This is a genomic window from Acidobacteriota bacterium (genome assembly GCA_038040445.1).
Classification (GTDB): domain Bacteria; phylum Acidobacteriota; class Blastocatellia; order UBA7656; family UBA7656; genus Onstottus_A; species Onstottus_A frigus.
Map to the genome: position 1 here is coordinate 96,867 of JBBPIG010000005.1, position 18,130 is coordinate 114,996.

15 protein-coding genes are annotated in these 18,130 nt (G+C 56.1%); 3 read left to right on the plus strand and 12 right to left on the minus strand.

The genetic code is table 11. The annotated features are described in order from the left end of the window. Positions 1-235 precede the first annotated feature (235 nt). Positions 236-499 carry a hypothetical protein gene (locus AABO57_07215; protein MEK6285513.1) on the plus strand — a complete coding sequence of 88 codons (264 nt, stop codon included), beginning with the start codon at positions 236-238 and terminating at the stop codon, positions 497-499. 99 nt (positions 500-598) lie between these two features. Here the strand turns inward: AABO57_07215 and AABO57_07220 are convergent, their stop codons facing one another. The 6 genes from AABO57_07220 to AABO57_07245 form a co-directional block, all read right to left on the minus strand. Beyond that, positions 599-988 carry a hypothetical protein gene (locus tag AABO57_07220; GenBank protein MEK6285514.1) on the minus strand — a complete coding sequence of 130 codons (390 nt, stop codon included), beginning with the start codon at positions 986-988 and terminating at the stop codon, positions 599-601. A gap of 58 nt (positions 989-1,046) precedes the next feature. Beyond that, a complete protein-coding gene (lepB, locus tag AABO57_07225) occupies positions 1,047-2,018 on the minus strand; it encodes a signal peptidase I (GenBank protein MEK6285515.1) in 972 nt (323 codons plus the stop codon). Between the two features lie 36 nt (positions 2,019-2,054). Beyond that, positions 2,055-3,074: a ribonuclease III gene (gene rnc / locus AABO57_07230; protein ID MEK6285516.1), complete on the minus strand. Its 1,020-nt coding sequence runs from the start codon at positions 3,072-3,074 to the stop codon at positions 2,055-2,057. 194 nt (positions 3,075-3,268) lie between these two features. Further along, on the minus strand, positions 3,269-4,270 hold the full coding sequence (locus tag AABO57_07235) for a hypothetical protein (protein MEK6285517.1): 1,002 nt from the start codon (positions 4,268-4,270) through the stop codon (positions 3,269-3,271). A 207-nt stretch (positions 4,271-4,477) separates the two neighbouring features. Further along, entirely contained in the window at positions 4,478-6,250 is a 1,773-nt protein-coding gene (locus tag AABO57_07240) for a tetratricopeptide repeat protein (GenBank protein ID MEK6285518.1), read from the minus strand. An 18-nt stretch (positions 6,251-6,268) separates the two neighbouring features. Further along, positions 6,269-6,874, minus strand: a complete 606-nt coding sequence (locus AABO57_07245; GenBank protein ID MEK6285519.1) for an HDIG domain-containing metalloprotein — start codon at positions 6,872-6,874, stop codon at positions 6,269-6,271. Between the two features lie 288 nt (positions 6,875-7,162). On the opposite strand from AABO57_07245, the gene AABO57_07250 reads away from it, so the two are divergent. After that, the gene (locus AABO57_07250) at positions 7,163-7,825 is read left to right on the plus strand and encodes a hypothetical protein (protein MEK6285520.1); all 663 of its coding nucleotides are present in this window, start codon (positions 7,163-7,165) and stop codon (positions 7,823-7,825) included. Then, positions 7,761-8,807: a GTP 3',8-cyclase MoaA gene (moaA, locus tag AABO57_07255; protein MEK6285521.1), complete on the plus strand. Its 1,047-nt coding sequence runs from the start codon at positions 7,761-7,763 to the stop codon at positions 8,805-8,807. Before AABO57_07250 ends, moaA begins: the two co-directional genes overlap by 65 nt. Before the next feature lie 197 nt (positions 8,808-9,004). On the opposite strand, the gene AABO57_07260 is transcribed toward moaA, so the two are convergent. The 6 genes from AABO57_07260 to AABO57_07285 form a co-directional block, all read right to left on the minus strand. Then, complete coding sequence (locus AABO57_07260) at positions 9,005-10,675, minus strand: hypothetical protein (GenBank protein MEK6285522.1); 1,671 nt, start codon at positions 10,673-10,675, stop codon at positions 9,005-9,007. 410 nt (positions 10,676-11,085) lie between these two features. Continuing rightward, the gene (locus AABO57_07265) at positions 11,086-11,832 is read right to left on the minus strand and encodes a hypothetical protein (protein ID MEK6285523.1); all 747 of its coding nucleotides are present in this window, start codon (positions 11,830-11,832) and stop codon (positions 11,086-11,088) included. Positions 11,833-12,221: 389 nt separating this feature from the next. After that, on the minus strand, positions 12,222-12,818 hold the full coding sequence (locus tag AABO57_07270) for a hypothetical protein (GenBank protein ID MEK6285524.1): 597 nt from the start codon (positions 12,816-12,818) through the stop codon (positions 12,222-12,224). Positions 12,819-12,831: 13 nt separating this feature from the next. Then, entirely contained in the window at positions 12,832-13,425 is a 594-nt protein-coding gene (locus tag AABO57_07275; protein ID MEK6285525.1) for a papain-like cysteine protease family protein, read from the minus strand. A gap of 76 nt (positions 13,426-13,501) precedes the next feature. Beyond that, entirely contained in the window at positions 13,502-14,383 is an 882-nt protein-coding gene (locus AABO57_07280) for a hypothetical protein (GenBank protein ID MEK6285526.1), read from the minus strand. Between the two features lie 69 nt (positions 14,384-14,452). Then, positions 14,453-18,091 carry a CHAT domain-containing protein gene (locus tag AABO57_07285; GenBank protein MEK6285527.1) on the minus strand — a complete coding sequence of 1,213 codons (3,639 nt, stop codon included), beginning with the start codon at positions 18,089-18,091 and terminating at the stop codon, positions 14,453-14,455. Positions 18,092-18,130 lie beyond the last annotated feature (39 nt).

Below are 18,130 nucleotides of genomic sequence, written 5' to 3' on the forward strand. Positions count from 1 at the left end.
TTCGGGTTGTTGACCCTGAGCTTCGGCAAGGAAGCAACCGATCCCTCTTCAATGAATCCACGGTAGCGGCTGGTGACCGGCGAGGACTGCCACACAATGCCAGTTCCTGGCGCCGTTGGTCCGGCTCCTGCATAAGACGCAGCATCGCCGGGTTTTATCTGGCACAATATAGGTCTGCGCATAAAGCGCCGTGCGCGAATCGCTTAACCTCTTGAAGATTAGTCGGAGGACCGGTATGAACAGTCCAGATGAACGAGTGCTCGTAGAAAGAGAATCACCATATCATTACACCCAGGACGGGCTCGAACTAAAGGAACGCGCCGACCAGGCACTCATTCCGTTGTTCGTCGAGTTCATGGGTCGAGGCTATAGCCCCTACCAGATCTGCGCAGTTATCCATGACGGGGTCGCCGAAACGAGCCGACGCATAGTCAGCATCCACAAGACTGCAGGCAAGGAAGCCGCCGACCAAATGCTCAAAGAAAAACTGAAGTCATAGCGGGGCTACGGAAGTCGTTGAGGCGGTGCGTGACCTCCCTCAAGGCGCCTACGCCCATTGTCATTCGTGTGGCTCGCTATGAGGATCGGCGTGAGTTGATCAAGACCGGCTTCGCGCAACGGCGTCTCTGCGCTCAAGCAATTCCGCGTACTCCTGCTCCATCTGATCGAGTCTGGCATCGAGTTCAATATCACGCCGTCTTACCCGCACAAACGCCAACAACAGCAAGGCGATGGCGGCGCCTCCAACCACGCTAACGATCCAAATCAGAGTTTCGCGAGTCACCCCGAGCGTCAGCCGTGCTCCGCCCCTACGAAGGGCCAGATCATAGGCCGCGCCGGCCGCCAATAACAGCAAGAATACTCCTCCGCCGAGAGCCGCGGCGGTCTTGGCCTTGTAGGAGTCGACCTGTTGCCCAAGGTCGCTTATGCCTAGACGCAGGTTCTTGAGTCGAGCGTCGAAGGGTTCGACGTTGTCAGGATCAGGCATAGGCTGAAGTAATATTGGCTTTACTTTGCGCCCGTCCACAACAGACTGAAAGTCGATGCTACTTTATGAACTTGCCGGTGCGCGACCACCGAGTCTTGGTGAAGAAATCCAGCACCGGATTCGAGCCGGTTTCACCATCGTTGGTGCGGTCGATTGACCAATACACGAACATAGCGCGTCCGACTATGCTGCTGCGGGGAACCGTCCCCCAAAATCGGCTATCGAGGCTATTGTCGCGGTTGTCTCCCATGCAGAAGTACTGGTCGCTGTCATATCGGCCATCGTTGTCCGAATCGTAGATCCGCTGGAGCTGCGGATCGCTTCTGATCTCATCCGGCACCGGTTCACCTTTCACTGGTACTTTGAATGGTTGCCTGGTGCCGTACTTGGCGCTCTCGTCGTTGAAGGTTGACGCGACGCTTTCTTCATCGTTTTGGTAATAGTAGACCGTCCACTGGGCTCCTTGCTCATCGGCGTCGCTCCGCGCAGCCTCAAGTGGCGAAGCGTCGTCGTTGTTGTACTGCGGCTCAACGAAGACTCGACGTTCGGGCAATTGCTGTCCGTTGATGTAAATAGTGTTAGAACGCGAGTCGTACTCGACCGTCTCACCGGGAAGCCCGATAACACGTTTTACAAAGTTTGTCTCAGGCGTTCTTGGAAACTTGAAGACTACGATGTCCCCGCGTCTGATCTGCCGCTCGGGGAGTACAGGGATATTCCAGCGGTCGGGCCCAAAAACAAACTTGTTGACCAGAAGGTGGTCCTGGATCCAGATTGTATTCTTCATCGATCCGGTCGGTACCTTGACCGCTTGAACGATGAAGGTCATTCCGAACAATGCCATTACCAGCGTCACTACTGCGGACTCGAAATACTCACGCGGCAAGCTTTTCTTAAAAGTAACTGCGCGCGAGTCCGGATTCCTCATTTCAACCGTTCTTATTTCAGGGGGCGGCATCCGGCTGCTACCCTCTCTTTCAGTCGCCTGAGTCGTTTCCTCTTGTGTCGTTAAGTCCAACTGGTCGCTCATAGACTTGATTATCCCAAAGCCCAAAAAGGTTCACAATCAAACGTCATTGGTAACGCTCAATGCTTCATACTCGCTCTCGGTTTCAGCCGGGAGCTCCGCGGTTGCGTTGCGTCCGAGCTGGGAAACGTGCGAACCGTCTCCCGGCTCGTTACTCTGTGGGGTCGCGTCCTGAGTGACAAACCCCGGGGACACCTCACCTCCATCCTTCCCCTCGTCATTGCCGTAATTCTCAAGTGATGACGCGGACTCTTCCCCGAACGATTCCGAGGCTGGAGCCGCGCCGGCCCCGGCTCGAGCATCGCCGTGGTACTCGACGGCGGCTCTCTGCTGTGCAACGGCTATGCTGAGGTCATCGGGAGATTCCAGCGCACCGCGAGCAGCTTCCTGTTGCGCGAGCTTGATAGTGTGCCCTTCCCCCGTCGCGACCGGCCGGCCGCCGACGCGAAGCTCGACGCGAAAAGTCCTGCGGTGGTCCGGACCCAGCACCTCGACTACGGCGTAGTCCGGGCCTGGACCGCCAGCCGCCTGCAGCTTCTCCTGCAAAGCCGACTTGTAGTCTGCTCCGATCATCGAAGCCGGGTCTATGCTCATCAGCTTCTGGCGTAGCTCACGGCGCAGGAACCGTTCGGCGACTGTAATTCCGCCGTCGACGTAGAGCACGCCTATCAGCGCCTCGTAGGCGTCGGCAAGCAGCGCGCGCTTCCGGCGGCCGCCAGTTTTCTCTTCGCCGCGATTCAGCAGGATGTAACTGCCCAGATCCAGCTCTTCGGCGATCTCAACGAGTCTGGACTCGCTGACAAGGTGGGCCTTCATCTTCGACAGCTTACCTTCCGACAAATCGGGGAAGCGCTCGAGCAGCCACGCGCTCACAACGAAGCCGAGTACAGAATCGCCTAAAAATTCCAGAGCTTCATTGTGCTGGCAGTTTTCTTCCGCGTGCTCATTTGCGAACGAGCGATGAGTGAGAGCGCGATCCAGCAGGGCGCGCGACCGGAATGAATAACCGATCTTTTGCTCGAGTTCAGAAAGCAGTTTTTCGCGTTCGAGTAGAATCATTTTAATCGGCGCAAACGCATTCACAATATATCACAAAGAGCGAGAAGCCGTTACCCTAAGGAGCACAGACTCTACTAGTCTGTATGGCCACGGCGCCGACGTGTGTTTGCTCCTCGGCGATCCGAAACGCAAGAAGCCAGCCCAATGCGGGGCTGGCTTCATTGCAGGCGATGTACCTCTTGTAAACCGGCCGATCAAGGCTTCGTCGCAACGGAAACCGTGTTGCCAGAGCTCGCGGGTGGCGTAGACTTGTTCTGATCGATCAGCTTGTCCAGACCATCGGTCGAGTCGTTGTGCCTGTACTTATATAGATCCGTAAGCGCTTTAAGGATCTTCGCGCGCGTGTCGGCACTGTAATCCTTCTTGTCCGCGGTCAGCCCCAGGAATCGGGCCCAGCAGGTTATTACCCCGTCAGCCTCTTTGTTCACTACTTCCAGCGCGGCCTTTACCTCAGGTTTGGGGTCGGCAGCGTCGCGATCCGCTTCTGGTATCGCCTGATACTTTTGAGCGGCGGCAGCGTATTTATCGTTGTGAATCCTGCCGCAGTGGAAGAAGAACGTCGGATTCGAAGGCTCAAGCACCCCTGCCTTTTCATACTCCGCCAGCGTCTTGTCGATGTTCTTGTCGTGCTCGTAGACAATGGCCAGCGTCCCATGCATGTAAGCAAGCGTTACGTTCTTGTTGAAGGCCGGGCCGGCGCCGGTCGGCACCTTGCCCGCTTCGATAAGGCGAATGGCGCGCTCGGCAAAATCGGCTGCCTCGGCAGAGTGCGCGTAATTTGCCGGGGTGGCGGACAATTCGTTCGTCCGTATCTGGACAACCATCGCCGACAGATAGTCGAGATTGTCCGGGTCTCCCGCGAGCACCTCTTTGCCGATGCGAACTATCTCAGCGATATTCTTCGCCTTGGCCGCCTCCTGGAACATCATTCCGCGGACCTGTGGAACCCACTTAGTCTTGAGATACTCCGCATACTTGCCGCTAGAGAACTTCTCCAAGTATGCCTTGGCCAGTTCCATCGCCTTGGGGTAGTCCTTGGTGTTGTTCGCTTCAAACCACGCCTTGTAGGCCGCAGCCTCTTCGGGTGTGGGGTCCTGCGAGACCGGCACCGGCAGCATCATCTTCGCCGAAGCGAGGGGCACAAACAGCGCCAGCGAAAACGTGAGAGCTGCCATCATTATTATTGATCTTTTCATCAGACGATACTCCTCCTGAAATGTTTGACTCCAAGCGAATCGTTAAAGGAATCTCCGCAATACCGTCGTGTTATGCTGAATTTAGTGCAACTCTGGGATGCGTGTGAAGCAGTCGGAGTTGCTGACCACGACTCACGGGAAAAGCGCAGCCTGCATAGTGGCACGCAGCAATATTTCTTGTCAAGCAATCAGAACTGCTCGCGACCTTCAAGTCCCCGGCGTCGCAGCCGAACTGCCAGTCAGTCTAAGCAGAAACTTGTACAACTCAGGATCGCCCGTCAACAACTCGCGATTGGTGTGCCGCCCGGTCACTCCCGCGGAGGGCCGTTTGCGGTCCGAAATGAAGGCTTCGTAACCCTGAGCGAAGTACTCGTATTCGTTTGCCGCTGCGTAGTAGTCCAGTGTTCGACCTTCACGCCGGGCTCGCTCGTATAGCCTGCGAATCTCTTTCACTTCGCCCGTTCCCATAACGGCGATGTGAACCTGATGCGCGAACTCGTGCGCGATAGTGTTGAAGCCGCCACGCGCCGCCTGCTCCAGGTACTCGATGCCCGAAACAGTGACTCGGCCTCCCACCCCTCGAATGCTCGCGTAGTAGCGGCCATCGAAGGTTTTCTCGCCGGCCACGTCAGCGAAGCCGCGCAGGTCCCCCGGCCGTTGATCGAATGAGAGCAAGTAGTGACGCGCCTTCTTGCGCGCGAGCTTCGGCAGAAAACCTGAGAGCGGCGCAACCGCTAGATCAATCACTGCCTGCTGACTCCTGGTTAGCGAACTATAGTTCGGGAAGATTTCTCGCGTGAGCGCGTAAGCAGGAGGCGCGGGCCGCCCATAAAACACCGCCGCGAAATCAGTCGCTCCTATCTCTATCCGCGCCCGCTCGTTGATGCCCCGATAGGCGCAACTGAGTTCCAGATGAGCGAGTGCGCCATCAGGATCCACCGCCGTGGCAAGCTTCGCCGCGACGGCCGCTCGCTCGCACTCACCTTGCCTCAACCATACATCGGCAAGGCCGATCAACGCGCCGTAGTATCGCGGCTCGATGCACAGCGCGGCCTCGAACTCCGCAACTGCCTTTGTGAGTTCTCCTTCTTGCTTCAGCAGCCGGCCGTTCAGGTAATGCGCACGCGCTTGTTGGGACACGCTTTGCCGGTAGCCCGTTTGACCGTCGAGATACTGCGACAACACGCGGCGCCCGCCAACGTTGAACGGATCCAGCGCGACTACGCGCCGCGCCAATGAGCGGGCTTCGTCGGCCTTCCGCTCACTCGACTTCACACACGCGAGCAGATACAGCGCGTCAACGCTGTAAGCGTCCAGCGCGACGGCGCGCCCGGCTTCCTCGGATGCTTCAGACTCCTTTTTGCTCTCCAGCAGCACGCGAGCAAGCATCGCGTGCGCGTGGCTGTTTTGCGGTTCTCGCGCCAGACACTCGCGGAGGCTCTCGGTCGCGTGAACGTAATTCCCTTCGAGCAAATCCACCCCCGCCAGTCCGATGATTGACGCCATCTTCGATGCCGGGAGATTGAGTGCGCTTTCAAAGTAGCGCCGCGCTCGGGCCGGCTCTTCCGCGGCGAGATAGACCGAGCCGTATTCGTTGAGCACATCTGCTGAGTTCGGATGCTCTCTGGCCGCTTTGTCGAGCAGGCTGATCGCGCGTGCGTACTCGAGCCTGGCCCGTGCAATGCGAGCCAGCCCCACTGCTGCATCCAGACTCGCCGGCTCCAGTGCCTTAGCTTCATGGAACGCAGCTTCGGCGGAGTCGAGGTTCCACTTTCGGCGCAGCTCTTCAGCTCGTCTCAATGCCTCGGTTGCCAATTTGGGCGGCGTTTCGCCTGGTGTCTCCCAAGGCGTATAGTTGCCCAGCGTCTCGATACCCAACGCACTCGCGATCGGCAACCGTGCGGCACACAGCAGCAACGCAACGCCAAGAACGGAGCCGAAAAACGTGTATCGAGTTTTCTGATTGCGCTTAATCATCATCCCTAATGCTCATGTCGCTCAGGTTTGCCCCAATAGGTTGCGCGCCGGCTTCACCGAGTCGTCACCTGGTTGCTTCAGACCAACATCGGAAGCTACCTCCCGCAGCGAAGCGATAATGAAGTCGATGTGCTCGCCAAGGTCCACAGCCAGCTCCTCGGCGCCTTCATACACCTCATCGCGATTGACCGTGCGTGCGAATGCTTTGTCCTTGAGTTTTTTCTTCACCGACTTTGATTCAAGGTCCCAGATGCCGTTCGGCCGCACGAGCGCGCACGCGACGATGAAGCCGGTTAGTTCGTCGCGCGCATAAAGCCCGCGCGCGAGCAGAGAGTCGCGCGGAACGCCGGTGTAGTTCGCGTGCCCGAGAATCGCCCTCCGGAGCTCATCGCTGTAGCCGCGCTCTTGGAGGATCTCAGAACCTTTCATGGGATGATCCGGAGGATTTGGGTACATCTCATAATCGAAATCGTGCAGCATTCCGGTCAATCCCCATTTGTCTTCGTCCTCGCCCAAACGCCGAGCGTATGTTCTCATCACGGCTTCTACCGCCAGAGCGTGCTTCCGCAGCGATTCACCCTTTGTATATTCGCAGAGCAGATTCCATGCATCGTCTCGCGCCGGCATAAGGCAATCAAGATAGACTGGGAAGCCGGAAGTTTCAAACCATCAAACACACGCAGGCCAAAGCCTGGGTGGCAAAAACGCATGGAAAAAGAGCATGGAGTTCAGGCTTTAGCCTGGTAGTACATTCATCGTCCGACGCACAACCGGGCTAGGAGGCTAAGTTGCAGAAAGCGCATGGGGTTCAGGCTTTAGCCTGGCAGTACTCTTCTCCTCCTACGCAAGACCAGGCTAAGACCTGAACTCCATGCGCTTTCTAAGCGGAATACGCTAGAATAACGGCGGTCGGTGATGACTATGAAACTGGTGATGGTAGGCGGTCACACGCGCAATCTAGGCAAGACTTCGGTCGTCGCGGGCATCATCCGCGCGCTCCCCGAGTTCAACTGGACGGCCGTGAAGATCACGCAGTTCGGTCACGGCATCTGTTCGGTAAACGGTGAAGCTTGCGGCTGCGCGGTGAGCGAGCATCTATTCTCGATCACCGAGGAACGTCGCAAGGACACGGGCACCGACACCGCGCGCTTTCTTGCAGCAGGCGCTCGACGTTCACTGTGGGTGCGCACAAAACAAGGCGACTTGGCCGCCGCGCTGCCTGCGTTCCGCGAGAAGATCGAAGGCGACGAGTTCATAATCGTCGAGAGCAACAGCTTGCGCAGGTTTATCACTCCGCAGCTTTATCTTCAGGTGCTGGATACTTCGAATCCGGATTTCAAGCTCTCGGCTCAGCAGATGTTCGAGCTGAGCGACGCCTACATATTGGTCAGCAGACCGGACCACTCACCCGTCTTGGCTAACACTGCTTTGCTGGCGCGAGAGATGCAGAAGAACAAACCGTGCTTTACGGTCAAGGAAGAAGATCGATTCATCAGCGAGGAGGTCATCGAGTTTGTCAGATCAAAGCTCGCAGTTGGAGCGCCCGGCGTTGCGAGACGCTTACAACCGGCCTATTAAGGACCTGAGGATTTCGGTCACCGACAGGTGCAACTATCGCTGCACGTACTGCATGCCGCTGGAGGAATACGTGTGGATCGATCGGAGCGAGATCCTCAGCTTCGAAGAGATCGCCCGCCTCGCGCGTCTGTTCGCCGGGCTGGGAGTCGAGAAGATCAGAATCACCGGCGGCGAGCCGCTCGTCCGCAAGGATCTTCACAGACTTGTTGGAATGCTCTCGGGCCTCGCAGGCGTTCGCGATCTTTGCCTGACGACAAACGCTTCGTTGCTGTCGGAGCAAATCGAAGATCTCGCGGCGGCCGGGCTGAAGCGCATAAACGTAAGCATCGACACGCTCGATCCCGAAAAGTTCAAGCAGATAACCAAGCGCGGCGATTTGAGGAAGGTGCTCGACGGCATCTTCGCTGCAAAGAAGCTGGGTCTTGATCCGATCAAGGTCAACGCGGTAATCGAGCGAGGCATGAACGAGGACGACATCATCCCGCTGGTCGAGTTCGCGCGAGAGCACGGCTTCGCGATGCGGTTCATCGAGTACATGGACGTCGGCAACGCGAACAACTGGATCTCGGAAAAGATAGTGTCGAAGAAAGAGATTCTCGAGAAGATCACCGCTCGCTACCCGCTTCGAGAAGTCGGCCGCGACAACGGCACGGCCCCGTCGGTTGATTACGAATTCACCGACGGCATCGGCGACGTTGGAGTTATCGCGTCAGTGACGGAACCGTTCTGCTCGAGTTGCACCCGCGCCCGCCTGACCGCCGACGGCAAGTTAGTGACTTGTCTTTTCTCAGATGCCGGCCACGATTTGAAATCGCTGATGCGAAGCGGCGCAACCGACGAACAATTGATAGAGGTGATCAGTTCGGTATGGAGCAAGCGAACCGACCGCTACTCCGACGACCGCCTCGCAGCGATGAATTCCCCCGAGGGCTATCAGCCAAAGGCTCATCACAAGATCGAGATGATAACGCTCGGAGGATGAGGCGTTGCTTCGGGCTTATCCTCCCAGGGTAATCATTTCGATTCTCTGATGAGCCTCGGGCAATTCATCGCTTCGAGGCGCTCGTCAGAGTAGCGGTCATCCGCTTACTCCAGACGGAACTGATGACTTTATCAATCATCGGTCGTTGGCTCCGCTACATTCTCCAAGTCGTGGCGGCGGTGTGAGAATAAACCTGTTTACGGCTTTGTCTGTCCCGCTCCGCTTTCGGTCTCTACATTTCTTGTTTTCGATCCCTTGCGCAGCAGGTTCTTAACGCCGAACAGCGACTCCAAAGTGTCTTCCCAGAACGGCGCACCGACGCTCAGCAAGAAAGTCATCACTATCCACCCGGCGAGTGTCAGGAAGTCGTCTCTGCGCCTGCTAAGCCACCCTCCCCAGTCCGGCTCTTCCTTTTGATCAGGTCGACCCTTATTAAACCAGAGATCCTTGTTGAATCTCTCTTTAACGCCTTGCCAAGTTAGCGGTTGAAACCCGAAGCCGCTCAGCTTTGCAACCTCCTTGCGAATCTCCGCTATGTCTTGTTTGATACTTTCAGTTGTCACCTTTTCCGCGGCCGTCGCAGCAGCGGCTGCGCTGTCTGCCTCTGCCTTCTCTTCGTCTGCTTTTTCCTTTGCTGCTTTTGCCGCTGTCGCGTCCTGGGTACCTGCGTTTGCCTTCGCGTCTGCTTCTTCTTTCGCCTTTTTCGCTTTTTCGGCGGCCTTCGTCGCGTCTTCCGTAGTTTTAGTGACCTTGTCTTTAGCGCCTGCGTTGGCCTTTGTGCGCTCTTCGCCCACCTGCACGAGCTGGTTCCGTAAGGAATCATTGTTCACGACATTTTTGTAGACTTCGAAAACGCTCGCATTGAGGTAAGCGACGACAAGAAAGCTGATCACTATTGCCCAGGTCTTCATGCCGCGTGTGTAACGTTCCTCGAAGCTCTGCGTCACGGTGTCGTACCATGTCTCAACCTCGCCGAGCTTAGTTCGCAGCGGCGCCACTGCCTCGTCCAATCTCGAGTTCAGTTTGGCCAGTGACGCCGAGATCTGTCCTAGCGCATCCGACAGCGCCTGTAGATTTGCAATGATTCCAGCCGCCGCCGTTGCTTTCTTTGCGGTGTCCAGATCCTCCGCTACTTTCTTTTGGACTTCTCCGAGGGTTGTCAGCACATCCGACAAGTCGATGTCGCGCAGGTGCAGTACACTCCCGATAACAAGCGTGGAAGAACCGGCAAAGACGGAGCGAAGGTCATTGAGCAATGGAGCGAGTCCTTGTTGCAGCGCGGCAAACTTGGCGTTGGCATCGCCGCTCAGATTGCCGAGATGGTTTTTGTTGATCGTGTTGATCGCGCTTTCCAGATCGGTGATTTCGCCGAAGGCCGCTGTCAATTTTGCCGTGAAGCCGCCCAGCAGTGAATCGGGTAGGACCTTACTCATGACCTTCTTCAAGTCCTCTTTGGAAATCGAGTCCAGCATTCGTTTGCCGGTTTGCGCTACGCGGCCGATCTCTTCGAATCCCTTGATCACTTCGTCGAAGAGTTTTTTGACGTCGGGACTCGGGTGCGCAGACGGGTCGTTCGGATGCGGGCGACGGGTTAGGATTTGATAGACCTTCCGGAGTATCGGAGACGAGCCGAAGATTCGCTGTAGCCATGCTCGCAGTTTGCCGCTTATGGAGGTTGGCGACTCTACGGCAGGAGGATTGAAGTTGACTACGTTCTCGAACAAGTCTAGAAGCGAGTCTTCAATTTGGCGCGACTTGATCTTTAATGCTTTCTTGAGCACCGATTGGATGGACTGCACTATTAAGCTCAACAGCAGAATCACCACAACGACCGCAATGATGTTGTCCAGCGCATTGATATTGATCATTAGCTCCTCCATTTTGTGTCCGGTCGATGGGCCGGACTTGCTTGGGGCGCGATGTAGTGAATACGCTCCACCGCCGGGTCATACGGCAGCTTGAGTTTTTCGGAGCCGCGACCTCGCTTTGAACGGCGCCGTGCTCATCTCACAAAAACGGCCCTCTGTTAATTCCTATCCAGCCTAGAATGGCCAATCGCGCGAAAACGTTTCAGGCCGAAAGCCGGTATCGTTGGCTGGCCGGTTTCAGAGTGGGATGCTCGGGAAGGGTTCGTTACAGAACGAGATCCATCAGGAGTCTTCGGTGTTCATCTACGCGTCTCCTTCGCCGCCCAAAGCACTCGCAGATCTAATTCGACCTTAAGGCATTGGCGGGCTTTCGCCGTGGCGAGCATGCGTCTCCCAGTGCTGATTGATATTCAAGTTCCCATCACGCGCGCGGGCGGCTTGACCTCAAAGTGCGCGTGATTGTCGTGGCCGGCGGCGTGGCTGCAAAGGCGCTCCGCAATAAGCACGGAATCGTTCAGGAGCACGCGTTTGGCAAGCGGCTGCGCCAGAAAAGCTTTTAGCATCGCCCTCATTGCACTTCTGTCGTACGCCGCGGCTGCTACGGTGATTCCGCCGACTCTTCCGTCTTTGCGAGGAAGCCGGATGTCTGACGCGAGTCCGCTTTGGTGAGTCGCGTGCGCTCTGGTGAAGCCTCCTCTTGGAAGGCTCGTGTCGTTGATCGACAGGACGGCTGCAGTTGGGTGCAAGCTCAGGAAATCCGCTTTGTATTTTGCGCCCGCGTCTCGAAGCGTGTCGGCGAGCCAGTTGGTACCGAAGTCGTGATTGTCTGAGTGATCGGCTAATTCGTCGTTGATGAAACCCTCCGCCCGAGAGCCCGCTGGCATCGTCTGCCAGCGAGGCGCGTTGGAAGCCTGGAGCCATTTGAGCGTGTCTCCGTTAACATCGACTCTTCCGTCGCCGGTGATGGTGTTGAGTCCCTGCTTGATAGTCTGGAAGAGCTTGATCGTATCGATCGCCAACTGGTCGACGCGCTCAATGTCGTCCTCATCGGCCAGCCAATCGAAACCCAATTCAATTAATCTTTCCTTCACGGCGCGAATATCATCAGGCTTGTTAGCGCCACCAGATCCGACGCTGCTTTGAATATTGATTGGCATTTTTGAACCTCCATCGTTTGAACAACTAGATATCGGAGCTTCCAAGATCAATCGCGGCAACAGGGCCTAGCATGATTGAGCCCTCATTTATCTATGACGATATCGGCAAAGCATTACTCGCCTTGAAAGAACGGATCAACGATCGGTGTGATTAAACTGGGAACATGTCCGAAGGAGCACCTTCTATCAACTTTTACGAGATTGACCAAGATCACCGTAAGATTGTTAACGCTAGGAGGATGGCGCTGCTGACTTGTTTGTTTTAGAAATAACGGCGCATTTCTGGCAAACCGCCCTCAAAACTCCGCTGTTAAAACGCGGTCAAGCACCAATCCCTTGAACCCGATCACGAGAAAACTCGAATCTAACGCTGGCGCGGGACCGTGAAACTACCATCGAGGACCGCCAGAATCTTCGCTTGACTCTAAAGCCACGTCAGATCGCGGAATCGAGTGTGTCGCATCTCTGAGGAGCGCCCCCAGGAAGTCGGCTGTTCCGTAGTAACTTTCTGCGCGAAGAACAGTTAATAAGCCCGGAACGGAAATAATATAGATGAGCCCCGAACGCGCCAGCCAGAATGCATACAGAGAAAAAGACTGGATAACTAGAAGCCGCACCCTTGTCGAACTTTTCGGGTAGTCGGCATCAATCCGAGTGATAGCCTTGTCGATAGCTTCTGCAACTGGCGACAAGGCGACTCTCACAACACGCAACTCTCCGGAAGGCGACAATATCGAAGACGCAAAAGCTCTTGCGCGACCGTCGATTAGGATCTGATGGTGTTGGTATTCGGTTTTGCGGGCCGGAAAGTTGCCACTGTAGCCAGTCGCTTTCAAGCCTTCAATGCCAACAGTCCAAACGTCGAAAGATTCGCTCAACTTTACGTCGCGCTGGCTATCTACGTCGTATAACCCCGGCAGCAACCTTCCTATCTGCGCCCCTATGTCGGTCAAGGGCCTATCGAGTTCCGAATCGTTCGTCGCCATATTTGAACTCCTCTTAAGGGATAAGCGCCCAAGTCGCGTCGAGCCTCTCGCCGAATCCGCTTAGAGTTACTATCGCGTCGGCTACTACACTATGCTTGGAGCCATTAGCGGGATCGTGCACCAGAAAAGTAAGCGGCCCACCAGTCGGCGTTTCGCAGCCGTATAGAAGCACCACGTGGCCTACGATCCCGGTGTAGCCAAGTTGGACAGGACCATTCTTCAGCAGCTTTTTTAGCTCCGTCACCAAGTCGTTCACATTGGGGACACTTGTTCGATACTTGTAGTCCGCCGCGACAGAATACTTCTCCCAAAGTTTAGTGATTGCCCGGTCCTTCAAAGTCTGATTGCACGATCCGCTGTTGATAGGTTGATTGGTGCTCGTGCAGCAAGTTATTCCCATTCCGAGCGGCGAAAGCGCCCGTTCCGCAATGCGGCACTGACTATCGGATGAGATGTTATACGCGTTGACAACCATGCGAACGCAGGCGGCCCAACACCATTTGGTGTCGCGTTGCTCCTCGAACCGCACGCTCTCGGACGGAGTACCGCACTTTTGAGCTGGGGGAGCCGTTTCGATTCGGAATCGCTCTGTTGCGCGGAGTGACATTGTTGCTCTCCTCAGTTGATTCTTCTCTAAGCACAATCGCCGTAGATGTCCAGGTCGCGGGCCGCTTCAACGCTACTCACGACAACCCGCCACCGTGAGATCCCAAATCCCCGGAGCCACAGAGAGGCGTCGGAGCGCCCCTTCCGGGTCTGGACCTTCTAAAAGGCGCAGCGTTATGGTGGTGAGGGTCGTGCGGATGCTCCGCATCAGTTCTTTCTGCTGCGGCCCTTGAAAGGACGAAGCTATATCGCTTCTCCGGTGGAACATCGGAAAAAACCGCGTCATAGTACATCTCAAAGTGCGAATGCTCGCTCGAATCCGATTCGTCGGGAAGGTTTAAAAGGGAAATAGTGACTGACTCTTCACCGATCGGGATGCGAAAAATGACGTCTCCAGTATCAAGGTTCATCAAACGAATAGATTCACCCGGCTGAGCGTCAAGCTCAACGGACATTTCGTCATTAGCCACACCAAAGGGTACGGAAGTCCCACCGTTCAGGACCCGCTTGCACGGTTCTGTGAGCGAGGAGCAATAAACAGTCCCATTCATAATATCGATTATTGGATCCAACACTCCAGGGTCGAGCGGCATAGGTCTCAGGTGAGCCGGCAAATCTCTCACACTCTCGAAATCTATCACCCACCGAGCGTCGAGCGCCTCGGGGCTGCCCGACGACTCAGGTGGCTTCAGACGATTTGGCGGTGATGGGCTGAAGTATCGCGTTGCATTTGGTTCGGTCCCTTCGACTTCGAGGCGCCAGAATCGCCCTCCGTCATGCGATGTGACTTCGGTCCGCGTGGTGTGACTCTCCCCAATGATCTCGTACACAACGCTAAATGTGTGCGAGCTTTCTGGTACTGCTCCAATCTGGTAAATTTTCCGGTCCTCGTCGTAGTAGCACACTATCAATCCATCAATTTGGACTTGCACTTTGCCTCTGCCAGGTACTTTCGACATAGCTATCTCCTTTGGTTAGAGTTCAGCCACCTTTTCCACGACCCAAGCGAGGGTCTATACTTCGCAACCTCAAAAGCTCGCCTGACCGCCGGTCAGTTGAAAGGCCGCCCAGTAATACGGATGGCGGTAAGTCACGTCGGATCCTTCAAGCATCCCTAGCTTCGCGCTGCGAAGCGCGCCTGCGGTTGGCTGTTGATGTTCCTTGCGATTCTGGTGGAACCTGATCATTAAATCTGCTGAAGCTTCAGAATCCACCGGCCAAAGACTTCCAACTACAAGTGGAACCTTTGCCGCCAGGAACGCCCGCGCCAAGCCGATCATTCCCTCGCCGCGATAGTACTGTTCTCCCGCGGTACTGCACGCTGACAACACCACCAAGCGTATTCGTCGCAGCGTCAACCCGCAGATGTCAATCGCGCGCAGTTCTCCGTCTCGGCCGGCCACTCCGTCACCTGTCGGCTTAGCCAATACCAGGCTGGATCTCATCGGAGACCGTTCATCGATCACGCAGTGCAGAGCAAAGTGCGCCACATCAACGTGCGTTAGCGCCTCTCTGATTGCCGGCTTCTTTGCCGCCGCGCCGACAAGCGGGCGGCCTCCGTAGAAGGCGGCGACTTTCTCGGCCTCTCGAACCGCCGAATCCATCCGCTTGAGCTCCGGAAACGCGGTTTCGTCAAAACTCGGATCTCCCACGCTAAGTATTCGCTCGTCCGGCGATTCGACCTTATTCTCTGCGGCCAGCTCGGAGCACAGTACGAAAAGCGACGCGCTTGGGACTGGAGTAACTTCATAGTCTTTGATCAGAAACCTGCCGCTTGGCGAGACCAGTGCATCCCAAGGCACTCGATTGAGAATCTTGTCAGGAACTATGATTAACCTATCACAATCGCCGAGGAATTCCTCGATTGGTTTTATGAGACCGGCAAAGAGTTCGCGCGCAAGGCGCTCGGTTTCCGTGGGGTCTTCCATGACTGGGTTCTGTAGATTCGAAAGGAACCTGGTCACTTTGGCCGAGAGAGTTATGGCCGATTCGGGAACCGCCTTTGAGCGGAGCCCTTCTCCTGAGACGACCCAGATTATTAGCTTGTTATCCAGCACGGCATATTCGAGCAGCCGTGCGTTCCGCGGCACGTGCTTTTGAATTGAGCTCAACTCAAGTGGCTGCCCCGCCGCGTCCAGCAAGACTTCTAAGCGGTCGGAGCGCTCAATGACCGTTGCCGTGCCGGTCATCGAGTCCAGAAGCGATCGGGCTCGCGAGTCCTCGGCGTATTCGAAGGCTTTTTGCTCATCGTTCATCAGCGAGTATGCCAAATCAATGCCAAGATCAAAGGCACTTTGCTCAACGTCGAAGAAGCTATCGCGATTGTCCTCCTCGCTAATCCTTGAGCGGTGTTGGTCCATAAACTTAACGACTCTGTCCCATTGGCTCTGTGCGGCAGGTACGTCCGCCATAGCAATGCAGCACGCGAGCCGCCCTTTGTACGCCTGGTAGAGATGGGTCGGAAAATCAAGGCGGTTGACTTCGTGCGATTCGATGGCGCTTTCGTACTTCTGGCGCGCCTCGCTCGATTGCCCGCGCTCCATTAGCAGGTGCCCCATCTGGATGTCGGCATAGGCCGTCATCAGGTGTCCCAGGTACTCACCAAGGTGCGCCGCCGCCTCGTTGTGTGACTCCTGAATTGCGCCAAGCGCTTCGTTGTAACGCTTCAGCCTGGAATACATGGTTCCGAGGTGGGACAGCGAGTATGAAACCGTTACGAACCCCCCCGCTTGCGCATACACTAGTGCTTCGGTCTGGTAATCGATTCCAGCCACGGGATAGCCAAAAGAAAAAAGAGCCGCCGCCAGAATCTCGTACTGCCGCCAGCGCGACAATGGTGCAATCCGCGAGTCAGAAAGAAGAGGCTGAATAGCGGCTATCTCCCGAAAACACGCGGTTCTATTGCCAAGGATCCGATAGTACTCGACCGCTGCGCCAAGAGTGTTGGAAACAAGGGAGTAATCGCCGAGCCGCTCCGCTACGACTTGAGCCTCCTTTTCCCTTTCGAGCGCCTCCGAGTAGTAACCCATCTTGAACGAGACACTAGCCGACACATGAAGAGCACGAGCGCGCAACCATTCGTACCCGTCCGCTTCGCACGTGCGCAGCAGTTCGTCAACAAGCGATTGGCTTTGGCGAGTCCGTCCCAACTCCCAAAAGTGCAATGCCAGCCAACACCTCTCGAGTCGAGAACTGCACTGGTCGCCAATCTCCGAAAAAATTTGGCTAGCTTGCTTCCGCAGCCGGACTGCGTTTTCCACACTACCTCGCCTATAAGCTTCCTCAGCCCGACTATTCAATTGAAGCGCCCGACTCGCCTCTGCGAGTTGATGTGGACGCGCATCGCGATAGAACCGAACCAAGTCACTCGTAAACTTGTCGCCCGTGAGTCTTTCGTCAAGCTCACCGGCTTTTGCCAACGCTTCAAGCCGGCTGCCCGTGTTACCTTTCCGACTCTTCGAATCGTTTAGAAAAACCCCTAATAACCCGAACCACAGTTTTTCTCGATTCGCGCAGAAGAGTTCCCGAGTCTCATCCGAACGTCCCTCCATATCGGCTTCCAAGAAACGTCGCACCAGATCCTGCCCGCGCTGGGAGATCTTGTTCCGGTCTTCTTCCAGCCGAGCGATATGACGGCGAGCCTCTTCAGCACAGGGACTTGTTGAATCTCTTTCAATATAAGCGCGCCAGTCCTCTAATGCTCGATCCGGCAGTCTCAATTGCTCGCGCAGCAAAGCTCGATTGAACAACGCTTCGTCGAGTTTGAGATCGAGCGATAGTGCGCGATCGAAGTGCTCCAATGCCTGCGAGAAGGCCTCAGCGCTTCGGCCGTCCTTATCGTTGGGGCCAAAGGAGCGACCCTTCTCGAGAAGCGCCGCCCCATAATCGCTATGAACTTGCGCGTTGGTTGCGTCAGCTTTCAACGCCTCGTTAAACTCATCAATAGCCTGATCGAAGCTTCTTTTGGCTAGGTACAATCGCCCAAGTGCGTGGTGCCCCGTTGGCGTCGGATGCTCTGCCACTTCATTTAGCAGAATTATCTCTGCGCGGCTTAGCGAAACAGAATCGACCCGTGCCGGGACCGCGCTTCGAGTGAGATTAAACGGCGCGCGACCTAACCCCGTGATACGCGCTTCGACCGGGCGCTCGTCGCGGAAGGCCTGAGCGAGAGCTGCAATGCCTTTTTGCACTTCCGACTGATAGAACACCACCCGCCAGATCCCAAGCCCGAGGCCGAGCACGATCACAGCAGCAGCAGCCATCCTCAAATATGGGGACGAGAACGCTCGATTCCACCCTGTGACATGGGGGATGACCGATGACGGACCAGCGCTAATTCGAGATGACGGTTTCGCTGTCGCGAGTTCCGCACCCGGCGCTTCTGCTGCTGCTTCCGTTGTGACATATCTTTTCAAGGCCATCGCGAAACTCAGTTTCCGCCGCCGGTCCGGCGTCGACATGAAGAAACTATCAAACCTGCCGCGCTCGTCTCTCGAAAGCGTGCCGTCGACGTAGTCTTCTATCAACTCGTCCTCAGCTACCTGAAGCAGGTCGAATAGCTCACCGCCGGCCATCAACCTCTCTTCAAGCGCCTGTTGCTCCGCTTCCTCCAACTCGCCAAGCAGATACTTCCTCAGATGTCGCTCATCGTTGCCTTCTTGATTCATTACTTCGCCGCTCTCTGCTGCCGCAGGAACCGCTCACTT